Here is a 13,014-nt window from a genome sequence, read left to right on the forward strand (position 1 = left end):
TTGTCGCCTGCCTACCCGTGCGGATGTGGTGGAATTGGTAGACACGCCAGGTTTAGGTCCTGGTGCCTTCGGGCTTGGGAGTTCGAGTCTCCCCATCCGCACCATCATCTCTGTCCTCTCTCGCCGCGCGCTCCCGTCCGTCATCTCTCCGAGATGCGCGGCAACTTCGCGTGCCTGTCATGCCGCTTCCATGCTGCAACGGAGCCATCTGATGCCCTACTCCCCCTCCCCCGTCTGGCACCCCTATGCCCACCTCAAGACCCAGCGGCCGGCACCCAAGGTCGTCAGCGGCGAGGGACCGCGATTCACTCTGGAGGGTGGCGAGACACTGCTCGATGCCACCTGTTCCTGGTGGTGCATGATCCACGGCTACGCCCACCCACGGCTGGTGGCGGCGATCCGCGAACAGGCCGGCGAGCTCTGCCACGTGATGCTCGGCGGCCTGACCCACGAGCCCGCCGACCGCCTGGCCCGGGAACTGGTGCGTGTCACACCCCGGGGACTCAACCACGTCTTCTACTCCGACAGCGGCTCGGTGGGCATGGAGGTCGCCATGAAGATGGCCGTGCAATACCACCAGCTTCGCGGCAAACCGGGCAAACACCGCCTGCTCTCGCTGATGAAGGCCTACCACGGCGACACCGCCGGCTGCATGGCGGTCTGCGACCCCGAGGAGGGCATGCACTCGCTGTTTGCCGGCTACCTGCCCCGACACCTCTTTGCACCGGCGCCCACGGCCCCCTTCGATGCCGAGCCTGAGACGGTAGCGGCGGACCTCACCGCCCTGCGCGAGGTGCTGGAGCGCCACCACCACGAAATCGCCGCACTGCTGATGGAGCCGCTACTGCAGGCTGCCGGTGGACTCAACATGACCTCGCCGCACTACCTCAGGGGCGCCCGCGAACTGTGTGACGAGTTCGACGTGCTGCTGGTATTCGACGAAGTGGCCACCGGCTTCGGCCGCACCGGGCGGATGTTTGCCGCCGACCATGCCGACGTCTCGCCCGACATCATGGTGCTCTCCAAGGGACTCACCGGCGGCTATCTGGGACATGCGGCGACGCTGGCCAGCGACCGGATTCATGACGCCTTCATCGGAGACAGCCCCGAACACGCCTTTATGCATGGTCCCACCTTCATGGGCAATCCGCTGGCCTGCCGAGTGGCCCTGGAGAGTCTGGCGGTGTTCGAGGAGGAGGACTACCTGGGCAAGATCACCAGGCTCAACCGGGTGCTGCGCGAGACGCTGCTCGCGGACACCGAGCTCGCCGCACATCCGGCAGTGGCCGACGTGCGGGTGCTGGGCGCCACCGCTGTGATCGAGGCCCACGATGCCACAGACCTTGCCAGTGTGGGTGACTGGGCCCGCGAGCAGGGCGTCTGGCTGCGTCCCATCGGCCGCTGGCTCTATACCATGCCGGCGTATGTCACCGGGGAGACCGATATGCGCCGCATCGCCGACGTCATGAAGGGCTGGTTCCAGTGCGCCTGAGGCCTGACACAGCCACCTCGAGTCGGATAAGCGATTACAGCAGCTTTCTAGGGAGGGACAGATCCCAGTTGCGAGAATAGACCCGTCGCTCGCCCTCATAGGCATCCAGGGTCGCATGAAGGTGGAAGGATTTGGCATCGGAGGTCAGCACGGTGCGAGTCACGGTGCGGACCGCCCAATCGCCCCGCGACAGAGAGCGCTCCCAGCGGGCCTCCCCGCTCAGGGAGTCGAAATCATCGTCCCGAGACTGATAGCGCTCCACGGCACACACGCCCACTTCCAGTCCGCTATCCTCCAGGCGCATCCGCCCGTTGTCGTTGACCACCTCCAGCGTCGAGGCATCCTCGGCCAGATCGCGGTGTACGTACCAGTTGTGATGGCCGGTCTCAAGCGTCGTGGCCTCGATGGACGGCGCCGCCTCCGGGTCCCCGAACGCGATATGTGCATCCTCGGCCCGGCGGGGACGCACAGGCAGTTCCAGGGCACTCTCGCGGTCGAAGAGCGACAGGCGCACATGCTCGGGAGAGGGCCAGGCCAGGGGCCAGTAGGAGGTCGAGAGTGACAGGCGCAACCGGTGCCCTCTGGGAAAGACCTGGGCGATGTCATTGAGCTGGACCTGCACGCGATAGCGCCGGCCGGGCTCCAGTGGCGAGGGGGCCTCGTGGCTGTCCCGGTGGGTGAGGTTGAGCAGTCCGTAAGTCACGCGAGTGGCCTTGTCATCCGGCGCCACATCGGAGAGACGGACCGCCACCATGGCGACAGGACGGTCGGCGGCGAGCGACAGTGTGACCGTCGGTGCCCCCATGATCTCCAAGGTTTCCTCCAGCCGAGGAGTCTCGAAGATCAGGGCGCCACCATCCTCCTCGCGCTGGTCGTGGGCGAGGTCTGGCCCCGCCGCATAGGAACACCACTTGCCGGCAAAAAGCCCGCAGGTCAGCGGTGACTGCACGGTCAGGGTGCTCTCCTGGTCGGGAGGCACTCCGTCGAGGCACAGGCGCCCCGGCGCCAGCGGCAGTTGCCAAGGCTGGATGTTCGGCGAAGGCCAACTGGGCTCCATCACCCAGCGCCCGGGCCGACACCCATAACGCGTGGTCGGCGGCATGCTCTCCTGCATCCATTCGCGCAGCACCGGATCGGCTTCCACGTCGTGATCCTGCCCCTTGAGGTACTGTCCCCACCAGCGCAGGCACTCCTGCAGGAAGCCGATGGCCGGCCCAGGTTCCCCCAGATGGGGATACTTGTGGCTCCAGGGGCCGATCAATCCCTTGCAGCGTCCGGGCAGGTGCTCAACCAGCCTCTTGACTGAATTGGAATAGCCGTCCGCCCAACCGCTCACGGCCAGCACCGGCACCTCGACCCGGGAGAAGTTTTCGCAGATGGAACCGTGCTGCCAGTAGGCATCACGGTGCGGATGCGCGAGCCAGGTGGCAAGCCACAGACCGCTGCCCTCGAGCCGCTCACGCCACATTTCGCGCCAGCGATCCCCGACAATCGACGGGTCGGGGGGCAGCGAATTGTAGGCGAACATGGTCGAGGCCCAGGAGAGGTTGTCGCCCAGCAGGCACCCCCCCATGTAATGCACATCGTCGGCGTAACGGTCGTCGGTGGAACACACGCTAACTACCGCCTTCAGTTCGGGAGGCCGCCGGGCCGCCAATTGCAGACCATTGAAGCCGCCCCAGGATATGCCGATCATGCCAACATTCCCGTCACACCAGGGCTGGTCGGCGAGCCAGCGCAGGATCACCTCGCCGTCGACCAGCTCCTCTTCCAGGTACTCGTCGGTCAGCACACCACCGGAGTCACCGCTTCCGCGAATATCGACGCGGATCGATGCATAACCGTGGCCGGCGAAATAATGGTGGTGCATGGCATCCCGCCGCGCGGAGCCGTCACGCAGCCGGTAGGGAATGTATTCGAGGATGGCCGGTACCGGAGCCTGCTCGGCACCCTCCGGCAGCCAAAGCCGGGCATTGAGCTCGATGCCATCGGCCATGGGTATCCACACAGGATCATGACATTCGACACGATGGGGGAAGTCGGTTACGACTCGCATGACGTTCTCCTCCTTGATGCCTGTTTCTCGACGCCCGCGAACCGGACGCCTCCTTTTAAGATGCCTCCGTGATTCAGCTGTCACCCAATCTTTGCGGGAAGCGGGTCGATGTCGAACGGCAGCATCTGGCGACACGCCTCGATCCGCTCGTCCAATTCCTCGTGACTCTCCGCCCCGATGAACAGGACACCGAGCTCACTGGAGAAAGAGTCCTGATGCTGCAGCTCCGAGAGCTGCATTCCCTCGTGTACATTAAGCTCCACCAGAGTGCCCGGAAAGGACTCCTCGACCCGCCGAATTTCCTCAGGCGTTGGCACCCGGCGGACCAGACCGTCCTCCTCGAAGACCCGCAGCATCTGCTTGGCCGCAACGGCATAGCGACCTTCACGGTGCGGCATCCGCGGCTCAATGCCCAGTGCCACGTCCACCATGACCTGGTAGTGCGGGGCCCCGTCGACCAGTTGGAAGATCGCCGCATGGGATCGGGACACTCTGGCGTTGATCTCGAGCAGCCAGATCCGGTCGGTTTGCTCGTCATGGTAGTACTCGATATTGAACGGTGCATTGTCGTAGCCGAGCCCGATCATCACACGCCGGCTGGCGTCCAGCAGCCGCTGCTGGAGCTCCTCGGGCAGTGTGGATGGATAGGTGTAACGCAGCAGGACGGAGCGATGCGTGGTATCCCGCTGGCTGTCGATGATTCCCACCAGATGTACCTCGCCCGCCTGGACATACCCCTCCACGGTGCACTGGCGACCGGCCGAGATGATCGCCTCGGCCACGCAGTAGTGGCCGGTGATGCCCGCCAACTCGTCGGGCGGATCAACATGGGCCATGACTTCATCCATAGGCTCGCCGAAACGGCCGATACCCTGGCGGATGATCGGCAGCACTTCCTCGAGTTGCTCCGGACGCTCGATGAGGAACCCTAGTTGGGAGGAGTGTGCCTTCACCGGCTTGATCCAGAACGGATAGTCGATCTCGATCCGATCGATGACCTGATTGTCGAAGGGGTTAACGGCCTGGAAGGCAGGCACGCACTCCGGCACCCAGCGTGACTGTTCCAGCCGACTCCAGTACTTGTGCTCGCACTTGAGCACGGCCTCCAGGGTCGGGCCTGGCAACCCCCGTACCTGACGCACGACCGGCAGCAGTCCCGATGTGGGGAAGTCCCAGTAGCCGACGATTGCGTCCACCCTACCCGGAAACTGCTCCAGTTCCGCCAAGGCATCCGCCGCCAACTGGTCGAAGGGATACTTGGCAGCATTCACCACCGTCTCGAGCGACAACAGCTCATGGATGGCGTAATCCTCGACATGGCTAAGAAGTGGCCACATCCGCTCGCTGAACTCATCCTGACCGATAACGAACACGTTCCAGCTCATATACTACCCTCCAGCCTCTGTTACCCGGCCGCAGACGGCGGAATGCCGGGTCGTTGCAGGTTTCCATCTCCTTCCAGCATGGCTGTTATCGGCCAACCCTGCCCTGACCGTTATCAATATGATTGGTGGATACACCAGTAGGCGAATGGCATGACAGGCATGGTGACAACGCAGGTGAAGCCGGTAGACTTCCCCGAAACAGGGCGAGGGAAACAGATATGATGGGATTGCGCACACTGGTGGCCATATCGCTGGTCACCCTCGGCTTCACCGCCCATGCTGACACTCCGCATATCGAGGACGACAGCGACCTGCCGGAATGGACCGGGCAGCGAATTGGACCCTTCCATGCCGGCCTCTCGCGTTGGGTGGAGAGTACCTCCCGCCGCATCGACGGTTTCTTCGGTACCACCGATGCGCTGACCGTGGACACCGACTCCTACCTGCGCATCAGTCAGGAATTCGACTGGAGGGAGGCCGAGGACTTCGATCAGGACCTGAGCGTCCGCTTCCGTCTCGACCTGCCCACTACCGAGGAGCGCCTGCGACTGATCATCGAGGGCGAGCCGGACGAGACTCGCGGCACCCTCGGCGAGCAGGAGTCGTCGCTCACCGACAACCGCGTCAACAACATAGAGGACGTGCTGGTGGGATTACGCCGCCTGGGCGAGGGCGACAGGACCAAGGAGTGGGACACCGAGTTGGGGGCGGGGGTAAAGGTACGCCTGCCGCTCGATCCTTACGCCCGCATCACCACTCAGCGTCTCTGGTCGCTGAACGACAGCCCCTGGCTGTTGCACAGCGACAACCGTTTTTCCTGGTTCAACGAGGACGGCTACTCGGCACGCACTCGCTGGGACCTGGGTCGCGCCGTGGACAAGAAACGTCACCTGCGCTTTCTCACCAACGCCCAGTGGCGCGAGACGGAAGATACCCTGGAGTTCAGCCAGGCCGCCGAACTCAACCAGCGCATCAACAACCGCAGTGTGTTGCGCTACTCCGCCGTGGTGCTCGGTGAAAGCCTCTCCCATACCACCATCGAAGACAGCTACCTGCAGCTGCGTTTCCGCCGCGATATCCACAAGGGGTTCACCTTCCTGGACGTCGCGCCGGCCTTGCACTTCCCCCGCGAGGCTGACCGCGACCCGCGCTGGGCGCTCACCCTGCGCCTGGAGATGTATTTCCGCCGCCATATCGACCGCGTCAGCCTGTAGCGCGTGGGAGCCTGGCATGACCCTGAGCAAGACTCGAACCAGCTTCTACCGCCGCCTCTATGTGGCCCACCTGGTGGCCACCGGCACCGCCAGCGTGCCGGCCATCACCGCGGCCACCGATATGCCCCGGCGAACCGCCCAGGACACGCTGGGGGCGCTGGGCGAGCTGGACATCCTCTGCGAGTTCAAGCACACGACAGGCGAGCGCCATAACATCGGCACCTATGTGATCCGGGACTGGGGCCCGATCGACCCGAGCTGGGTGGCGGCGCACGCCGAGCGACTGCGTGCCACCCTGGGCTATCCGCCCCGATCGAGATGAGTGCATTGAGGACCTGGATCGGAGGGAAGGTAGCCATCACCTGGTGGCTTGCCATGGTGTTCGCGACGCTGGGCGTGCTGCTGCTGGCCGGCTGCGGCGAAAGGGCCATCCGCCAGTCGCCGGGGCCCGGCGCCGAAGAGGCCCGGCTGGCGGAGGGTCTGGTAATCGCCGAGGATGGCTACCGGCTGCCGCTTCACCACTGGCCGGCCGAGGGAGACCCACAGGCGATCGTGCTGGGAATCCACGGTTTCAACGAATACGGCGGCACCTTCCAGCTCCTGGCCGAGGCCCTGGCGCCCCACGGCATCACCCTCTATGCCCATGACCAGCGCGGCTTCGGCAGTACCGCCCAGCGAGGCATCTGGCCCGGTCACGAGCGACTGGCCAACGACGTCTCGATGCTCGCCGAACTGCTGAGCGAGCGGCATCCCGAGACCCCGTTATACCTGGCTGGCCACAGCATGGGCGGTGCCGTGGCGATCCTCGCCCTGAGCGGAGACAACCCGCCCCCGGTGGCCGGTAGCGTGCTGATCTCGCCTGCGGTGTGGGGCTTCGAGGCCATGCCCTGGTACCAGCGGCTGAGCCTGTGGCTCGGTGTGCGACTCTTCCCAGGGCTGAGCTTCTCCTCCCGCACAGTGCAGAACCTCGGCATCGAGCCTACCGATGACCCCGAGATCAAGCGCCGGCTGGCCGAGGACCCGCTGATTCTGCACCGTGCGCGAGTCGATACCCTGCACGGGGTGAGTCTTGCCATGGACGCCAGCCTGGAAGCCGCCCGCCGACTGCCCGCTCCCTCGCTGATCCTGTATGGCACCGAGGACCATATCATTCCACAGGAGGCCATCTGCGCCTTGCTCGATCGTCTACCCGAGGATGAAGCCATTCGTCTGGTGATCTACCCGCAGGGCTACCACATGCTTACCCGCTACACGCAGCGTGAACGTACCGAGGCGGACATCGCTACCTGGCTGGCCGACCCCACCGCCCTCCTGCCCTCCGGCCACGAGCAGGATCGCAGGGAAGCACGCCGGGCCCTCTGTGACCATTTCTCCGGATGATATTCAGGGCATGCGGTTCTCCATGGATCCGACTCCGCGCCGTATCCACACCAAGTATCAGGACGCCATGACCAGATCGGGGTAATGGTTGCTACCCACCCGGGCCAGCCGGCTATTGCCGACTTCCTGGTGGACGCAAGGCAAGCAAATTTTCCTTTTAGAAATCATGGCGTAACGAAATATAGCTGCCAGAATTCTCCGCTACAACATCTGCTGACGCGACAGAATATCCCGGCCGCGGCCTGTCCAAATGTGATTGACATGTCACGAGCTAGGACGGAGTGTAGTATCAATGAGCGCAAATATTGATGACTCCGCCTACCATGACGATGGCACTTCAGGCGAACTGGTGAATAAGCTCGATGCCGCTATCGAGCGACTGTCCGCCGCGAATGCCGTTGCCGAAGTCTCGCCCGTGTTCGAGGTCATCGATGCGGCGCGACCGCTGATGTTCGACGCCAAGGGCCTGGAAGCCCTCTACACGCGAGTACCAGCAATCGAGGCCGCGGGGTTCTTCGGGGGTAGCGACTGGAATTATCCCCAGACTCTAGTGCCTTCGCTCGCCGTTCGTACGGTGCGTCACGGCGACCCGACCGCCACCCTGGTCGAAAGCCTGAGCCAGATTCGCCTGCTGGCTGTCGCCAAGGGCGATTATTCGCACCCTTCCGTCTCGGCCGAGCACGCCCATCACTTCCTCGCTCAAGTGATGGCCATGAACCTCGATATCGTGGTCAGTAACGACCTGCAAGAAGGCGACCGGCTGCGCCCTGACCGGCTGGGTTACGCCGTCCAGAACCTGTATCACTACCTGCTCCAACATCTGGGATACCAGAATCTACTGGGCCATCTGGTGGCCGAAGTCTGGCGAATCCTGGAGCAACGCCCGGTCCAGGTCGATGGCGTCAAGCAGATGGTGACCCAGATCGCCACCTGCCTGCACAACCCGGATGCCGTGGCCGGCGAGGTCGGGGACGATGCCTTGCAGCTGATCAAGGCCGTGTTCAGCCCCACCGAAGGCTGTCGCGAAGATCCCGGCTTTGACGTCTACGCCGAACGGCTGGTGAGCATGGACGAGGCAGCTTTGCTGCAGGAGGCCATTGCCTTCGCCCAGGCCATGCACAGCACCGGCCTGGTCTCGCCGTACATGCCGGGGTTCATACGGTATCTGCGCAACCGTTGGAACGAGCTGATCCCCACGGCACTCGGCCTGAGTTACACTGGGGCCGACGCCTTTCATTGTTATCCGGCGTTGATTCACAAGCTGATCGACGAAGCCCTGTTCGCTGAAACCAGCCAGGCCGCGTATGGTCTTGCCATGATGCTCGAGAGAGGCATTCTCTACTCACCGCCGGTGGCCCCGTCGCTGTGGCGACAGCTGAGACTTTCGATGTGCGATGCTGCGGCACAAAAGATCATTGCTGTCTTCGGGAATCGCCGCTCGCCGGAGTGCTTTCTCCTTGCCGACATTCTCAATGTGCTCGGCCGTCCACTGGGCGTAGGTCAGGGTAACTACCCCACCTGCCAGTCGACACGCGCCTTGTCCATGTGGGCCTTCAATACGCCGGCCGATCTGCTGCGGATCGTTGCCTGGGCGGCGCGAGACGACGAGATCGTGATGCGCTTCGAGGGCAACAACATTTCCTCCCGCGAGCTTGGCGCTGGTCTAGCAGCCGAGCCCCCTGTGGATGTGGATGCCGTCTCCCTGCTCACCGTCCCTCACCTCGATCGAATCTACTTCGAGATGGGTCGCCGCAGTGTCGGACGCGGCGAGGATCCGCACAAGTGGGTCAACCCCGAGTTTCATGGCGACTATGTGAGCCACGGATTCCGCATTGCAGTCGATGTCTTTACCGGCAGCCTGAAGGATTTCGAGGGTTTTATCCGAGACTTCTATGCGGCATATCACCCCTTCTACAACGGCAATATCCCGGTAATCAATCCGCAGCCAGCGGGCATTGCCGTGACCGATAGCGCCACGCGTTTTCTCGGCTGGCACGCCATCACGATCCAGCGCCTTGCGCTCGATCCGAGCAAAGTGATGCGTGTGTACTTCTTCAATCCCAACAACGACAGTGGGCAAGACTGGGGACAGGGAATCGTCACCTCGACCCATGGTAATGGCGAACTCTACGGTGAGGCTTCACTACCGGTTGCCCAGTTCGCATCACGTCTCTACGTCTTTCATTACGATCCGCTCGAAAAGGGCGAGCCGACCCTTGTTCCAACCGATGAGGTAGATCGGGCCATGCGTCTGGCCCAGGATAGCTGGGCATCGGGGCGATAGCCTCTGGATGCCCGGCATTATTAAGCTCGACAAGACCGCCAATAATCGAGCGTCAATTTCCTGCTAAGCGCAGAAGGAGTGCACTGTATGTCATCAGTACCAGAAACCCCCATCCCCGAGCACGTTTCAAGCTGGACCGACCCAACCATGGATTCGGTACGCGGAACCGAAACACCCAAGGATCCCAACAAGGGCTACATTGCCCTGCTGGGCTGGAGCGTCAACGCCATCAAGGCCGCTCAGAAATTCGACCGCCGCTACGTGGTGGTGGCGCCCGACTGGGCCGCCGACTTCTGCGAAGCCAACAAGATTCCGTTCATTCCCTGGGATTTCATTCGCCTGAATGATCGCTCCCTGGAAATTGCGCAGCGGCTCAAGGAAGAAGGGGTCGATGTCGCCATCCCGCTGTTCGAGGAAACCGTCGAATGGTCAGGCGCGATCAACTCCGTGCTCATGGACAACCCGCGCATGTATGGACAATCCATCCTGTTCCGCGACAAGGCACTGATGAAGCGCCGCGCTCAGCTTGGCGGTATTCGGGTGGGCATCTTCGAGGAGGCCCACGAGAAGGAAGACGTCGTTCGCTTCATGAAGCGCGTCAACCAGACGCTGCTCAAGCTTGACGGCGACCCCGATGATCCGATTCACGTCAAGGCCTTCGACAAGGCCGGGTGTCTCGGCCATCGCATGATCCGCACGATGGAAGAAATCGATCACATCCCGGATGAAGAGTATCCGCTGCTGATGGAAAGTCACCTGGACGGCTGGGAATTTGCCGTCGAGGCATGGATCCATGACGGCAAGATCAAGTTCCTCAACATCTCGGAGTACGTGACCCTAGGCTACTCGGTATTCGTTCCTGCCACTCGGGAGCTGGAGAGCTGGCGCAACGCGATCACCAAGCAGATCGAATTGCTGATCAAGACCTTCGACATCAAGTTCGGCTTGATCCATCCCGAGTACTTCGTGACGGCAGACGGCGAGATGTACTTCGGTGAGGTCGCCTATCGCCCGCCCGGTTTCAAGGCCTTCGAGCTCATCGAGATGGCCTATGGCTTCAACGCCTACCAGGCTTCCATGCTGGTCTTCGATCCCAAGAGCACCAAGGAGGAAGTCGCCAACTTCTTCCCCCGCGAGGTGGTCGATGCGAAGGGCTATGCGGGCTGCTTCGGCGTCTACCCGCGCCGTCGTGTGGTCAGCAAGCTGGAGATGCCCAAGGAAACCATCGAGCATCCCTATTTCGTGTCACACGAGTTGCACGAGCCGACGGAAGAGACCGTGCCCGACCGGTCGGCCTTCGGTACTCACTGGGGGCTGGTGTTCTTCTTCGGGGACGACCCGATCACCATGCGGGACCTGCTCAAGGCGCAAGAGGACCTGGACTTCTACGTCTAGTGACGCCTTGACGGCCGTCTCGAATGAAGACGGCATCTCACATGATCGGGGCAGGGCTCAGGCCCTGCCCTTTTTCCTGCAAGCCGATTCATCCGTTCTTGAACATCCTGAATTCAAGCAATAAACGGCGCTGATCAACGCTAGCCTGCCATGTCGACCACGACGCGCCCACGAACCCGGCCCGCCAGCAGCTCTCCGGCCTTGTCGATGGCCTCGTCCAGGCCAATCGTATCCATGATGGCCTCCAATTGCTCGGAAGCCAGCAACTCACCAAGCCGCTGCCAGGCCTCGACGCGATCCGCATAAGACCGCATCACGCTATCGATTCCCGACAGGGTCACGCCTCTCAGGATGAAGGGCGCGACGCTGCCCGGCAGGTCCATGCCCTGTGCCAGCCCACAGGCCACGACGGTACCGTCGTAGCGGGTCCCAGCCAGGACATTGGCCAGGGTATGGCTGCCCACCGAATCGATGGCCGCTGCCCAGCGCTCCTTGGCCAGAGGTCGGCCAGGCTCGGAGAGCGTCTGGCGGTCGATTACCTCCTGGGCTCCCAAGCTTTCGAGATATGCCGTCTCCTCCAGGCGTCCGGTGGAGGCCACGACCCAATAGCCCAGGCGCGATAGAAGCGCGATGGCGTAGCTACCGACCCCGCCGTTGGCGCCGGTTACCAGTACCTCGCCCCGGTCAGGCGTTATGCCCTGGCGCTCCAGTGCTATTACCGCGAGCATGGCGGTGTAACCGGCCGTGCCGATGGCCATGGATTGCCGAGCACTGAAGGCGGTGGGATGAGGAATCAGCCAGCGACTGTCCAGACGCGCCTTCTCGGCCAGCCCGCCCCAGTGCGTCTCCCCGACGCCCCAGCCGTTGAGCAGCACGCTGTCACCGGGCTGGTAGGCCTCCGCCGTTGAGCTCTCGACGGTACCCGCCAGGTCGATCCCCGGCACCATGGGAAACGAACGCACCACCGGCCCCTTGCCGGTGATGGCCAGGGCATCCTTGTAGTTCAGCGTGCTGCATTCGACCCGCACCGTGACGTCGCCCTCGGGGAGTCGCGATTCGTCGAGCGTCTCGAGCGCCACACGCTGGCCTTCGTCTTGCTTATCGATCAGGATTGCCTTAAACATTTGTGAACCTCTTCGATGTGCCGATTGCTAGACTGATCCACCCCGCCGGCGAGTTTACCTTCCTCCCGAGCCTCTCGCAGACCTTCAGATGCCGATCCCACACATGGCGCAAGCCTGGACGGAAACGACCAACCCCGCCACTTTCACATGCCTGTCCCGTTGCCCCACATTGACAGCCATGGTCAGCCACGCCTATTATCGATAATGATTCTCATCAACTGCTTGTTGCCGGGTCGGCCAACATGAACCCTGAACGCCCCAGGATGTACTACAACGTCATCTTCTTGCAGGTCTCCTTCCAGGCCATCAAGCACTCCATGGCCGGAAAGGCGAGTGATGGCCTGCCCTGCTGGCTCGACGGCAAGATGTTGAAGATGCTGTGTCGCGACCTCACGGCCTGTCGCGACCAGGCCGTCGCCCATGACGAGGCCCATCAAGGCCTGGAAGCCGCCTGCACCCAGTGCGAAGAGCTGCTCGCCCACTGCCCTGGCGGGCTTAACAGCACCGTCTGCCATCGTTACCTGGATGCCATCCTCGTCGGCCTGCAACACACCCTCGTCTCGCTGGACGCCCCGCCGACTGCCAAACCCACCAGCCTCTGGCATAACGCCGCCCGTCACCTCCGCGAGGGCTGGCGTCGCCTTTCCTGAGGCAAGTGGCTTCTTGTAATCGTATGCTGTTAAG

Annotated in this window: 10 protein-coding genes and 1 tRNA gene; 8 read left to right on the forward strand and 3 right to left on the reverse strand. The window is 62.8% G+C overall.

Annotated elements, in window-relative coordinates; all coding sequences use genetic code 11:
• Nucleotides 1-19: 19 nt before the first annotated feature.
• Both BMY30_RS05170 and bioA read left to right on the forward strand, forming a co-directional pair.
• Nucleotides 20-104 (forward strand) — tRNA-Leu (locus BMY30_RS05170).
• 107 nt (nt 105-211) lie between these two features.
• A complete protein-coding gene (bioA, locus tag BMY30_RS05175; RefSeq protein ID WP_089711309.1) occupies nt 212-1,492 on the forward strand; it encodes an adenosylmethionine--8-amino-7-oxononanoate transaminase in 1,281 nt (426 codons plus the stop codon).
• A gap of 34 nt (nt 1,493-1,526) precedes the next feature.
• Here the strand turns inward: bioA and BMY30_RS05180 are convergent, their stop codons facing one another.
• Nucleotides 1,527-3,548, reverse strand: a complete 2,022-nt coding sequence (locus BMY30_RS05180) for a CocE/NonD family hydrolase (RefSeq protein WP_089711311.1) — start codon at nt 3,546-3,548, stop codon at nt 1,527-1,529.
• 80 nt (nt 3,549-3,628) lie between these two features.
• Nucleotides 3,629-4,933 (reverse strand): ATP-grasp domain-containing protein, encoded by a 1,305-nt coding sequence (locus tag BMY30_RS05185; RefSeq protein ID WP_089711312.1) that lies wholly within the window; start codon nt 4,931-4,933, stop codon nt 3,629-3,631.
• A gap of 218 nt (nt 4,934-5,151) precedes the next feature.
• Between BMY30_RS05185 and BMY30_RS05190 the strand changes: the two genes are divergently transcribed.
• The 5 genes from BMY30_RS05190 to BMY30_RS05210 all read left to right on the forward strand — a co-directional run bounded on the left by BMY30_RS05190 (nt 5,152) and on the right by BMY30_RS05210 (nt 11,206).
• Complete coding sequence (locus BMY30_RS05190; protein ID WP_211607249.1) at nt 5,152-6,147, forward strand: hypothetical protein; 996 nt, start codon at nt 5,152-5,154, stop codon at nt 6,145-6,147.
• 16 nt (nt 6,148-6,163) lie between these two features.
• Entirely contained in the window at nt 6,164-6,469 is a 306-nt protein-coding gene (locus tag BMY30_RS05195; RefSeq protein WP_089711314.1) for a winged helix-turn-helix domain-containing protein, read from the forward strand.
• Nucleotides 6,466-7,527 carry an alpha/beta hydrolase gene (locus BMY30_RS05200; protein ID WP_244516126.1) on the forward strand — a complete coding sequence of 354 codons (1,062 nt, stop codon included), beginning with the start codon at nt 6,466-6,468 and terminating at the stop codon, nt 7,525-7,527. Before BMY30_RS05195 ends, BMY30_RS05200 begins: the two co-directional genes overlap by 4 nt.
• A 292-nt stretch (nt 7,528-7,819) precedes the next feature.
• The gene (locus BMY30_RS05205; RefSeq protein WP_089711316.1) at nt 7,820-9,811 is read left to right on the forward strand and encodes a hypothetical protein; all 1,992 of its coding nucleotides are present in this window, start codon (nt 7,820-7,822) and stop codon (nt 9,809-9,811) included.
• A 147-nt stretch (nt 9,812-9,958) separates the two neighbouring features.
• Entirely contained in the window at nt 9,959-11,206 is a 1,248-nt protein-coding gene (locus tag BMY30_RS05210; RefSeq protein WP_089711318.1) for an ATP-grasp domain-containing protein, read from the forward strand.
• Between the two features lie 140 nt (nt 11,207-11,346).
• Here BMY30_RS05210 and acuI read toward each other — a convergent pair whose 3' ends face one another.
• On the reverse strand, nt 11,347-12,330 hold the full coding sequence (acuI, locus tag BMY30_RS05215; protein ID WP_089711319.1) for an acrylyl-CoA reductase (NADPH): 984 nt from the start codon (nt 12,328-12,330) through the stop codon (nt 11,347-11,349).
• A 242-nt stretch (nt 12,331-12,572) separates the two neighbouring features.
• Here acuI and BMY30_RS05220 point away from each other — a divergent pair, with 242 nt between their 5' ends.
• Nucleotides 12,573-12,980: a hypothetical protein gene (locus BMY30_RS05220; protein ID WP_139195477.1), complete on the forward strand. Its 408-nt coding sequence runs from the start codon at nt 12,573-12,575 to the stop codon at nt 12,978-12,980.
• The last annotated feature ends 34 nt before the right edge of the window (nt 12,981-13,014 follow it).

Origin of the sequence: Halomonas daqiaonensis (genome assembly GCF_900109725.1) — a bacterium.
GTDB lineage: Bacteria > Pseudomonadota > Gammaproteobacteria > Pseudomonadales > Halomonadaceae > Halomonas > Halomonas daqiaonensis.

What these genes read in the sequence shown, in the direction of transcription:
- BMY30_RS05195 (WP_089711314.1), top strand. Translation starts at nt 6,164, where the DNA reads ATGACCCTGAGCAAGACTCGAACCAGCTTCTACCGCCGCCTCTATGTG.
- BMY30_RS05190 (WP_211607249.1), top strand. Translation starts at nt 5,152, where the DNA reads ATGATGGGATTGCGCACACTGGTGGCCATATCGCTGGTCACCCTCGGC.
- BMY30_RS05220 (WP_139195477.1), top strand. Translation starts at nt 12,573, where the DNA reads ATGAACCCTGAACGCCCCAGGATGTACTACAACGTCATCTTCTTGCAG.
- BMY30_RS05185 (WP_089711312.1), bottom strand. Translation starts at nt 4,933, where the DNA reads ATGAGCTGGAACGTGTTCGTTATCGGTCAGGATGAGTTCAGCGAGCGG.
- bioA (WP_089711309.1), top strand. Translation starts at nt 212, where the DNA reads ATGCCCTACTCCCCCTCCCCCGTCTGGCACCCCTATGCCCACCTCAAG.
- BMY30_RS05205 (WP_089711316.1), top strand. Translation starts at nt 7,820, where the DNA reads ATGAGCGCAAATATTGATGACTCCGCCTACCATGACGATGGCACTTCA.
- BMY30_RS05210 (WP_089711318.1), top strand. Translation starts at nt 9,959, where the DNA reads ATGGATTCGGTACGCGGAACCGAAACACCCAAGGATCCCAACAAGGGC.
- BMY30_RS05200 (WP_244516126.1), top strand. Translation starts at nt 6,466, where the DNA reads ATGAGTGCATTGAGGACCTGGATCGGAGGGAAGGTAGCCATCACCTGG.
- acuI (WP_089711319.1), bottom strand. Translation starts at nt 12,330, where the DNA reads ATGTTTAAGGCAATCCTGATCGATAAGCAAGACGAAGGCCAGCGTGTG.
- BMY30_RS05180 (WP_089711311.1), bottom strand. Translation starts at nt 3,548, where the DNA reads ATGCGAGTCGTAACCGACTTCCCCCATCGTGTCGAATGTCATGATCCT.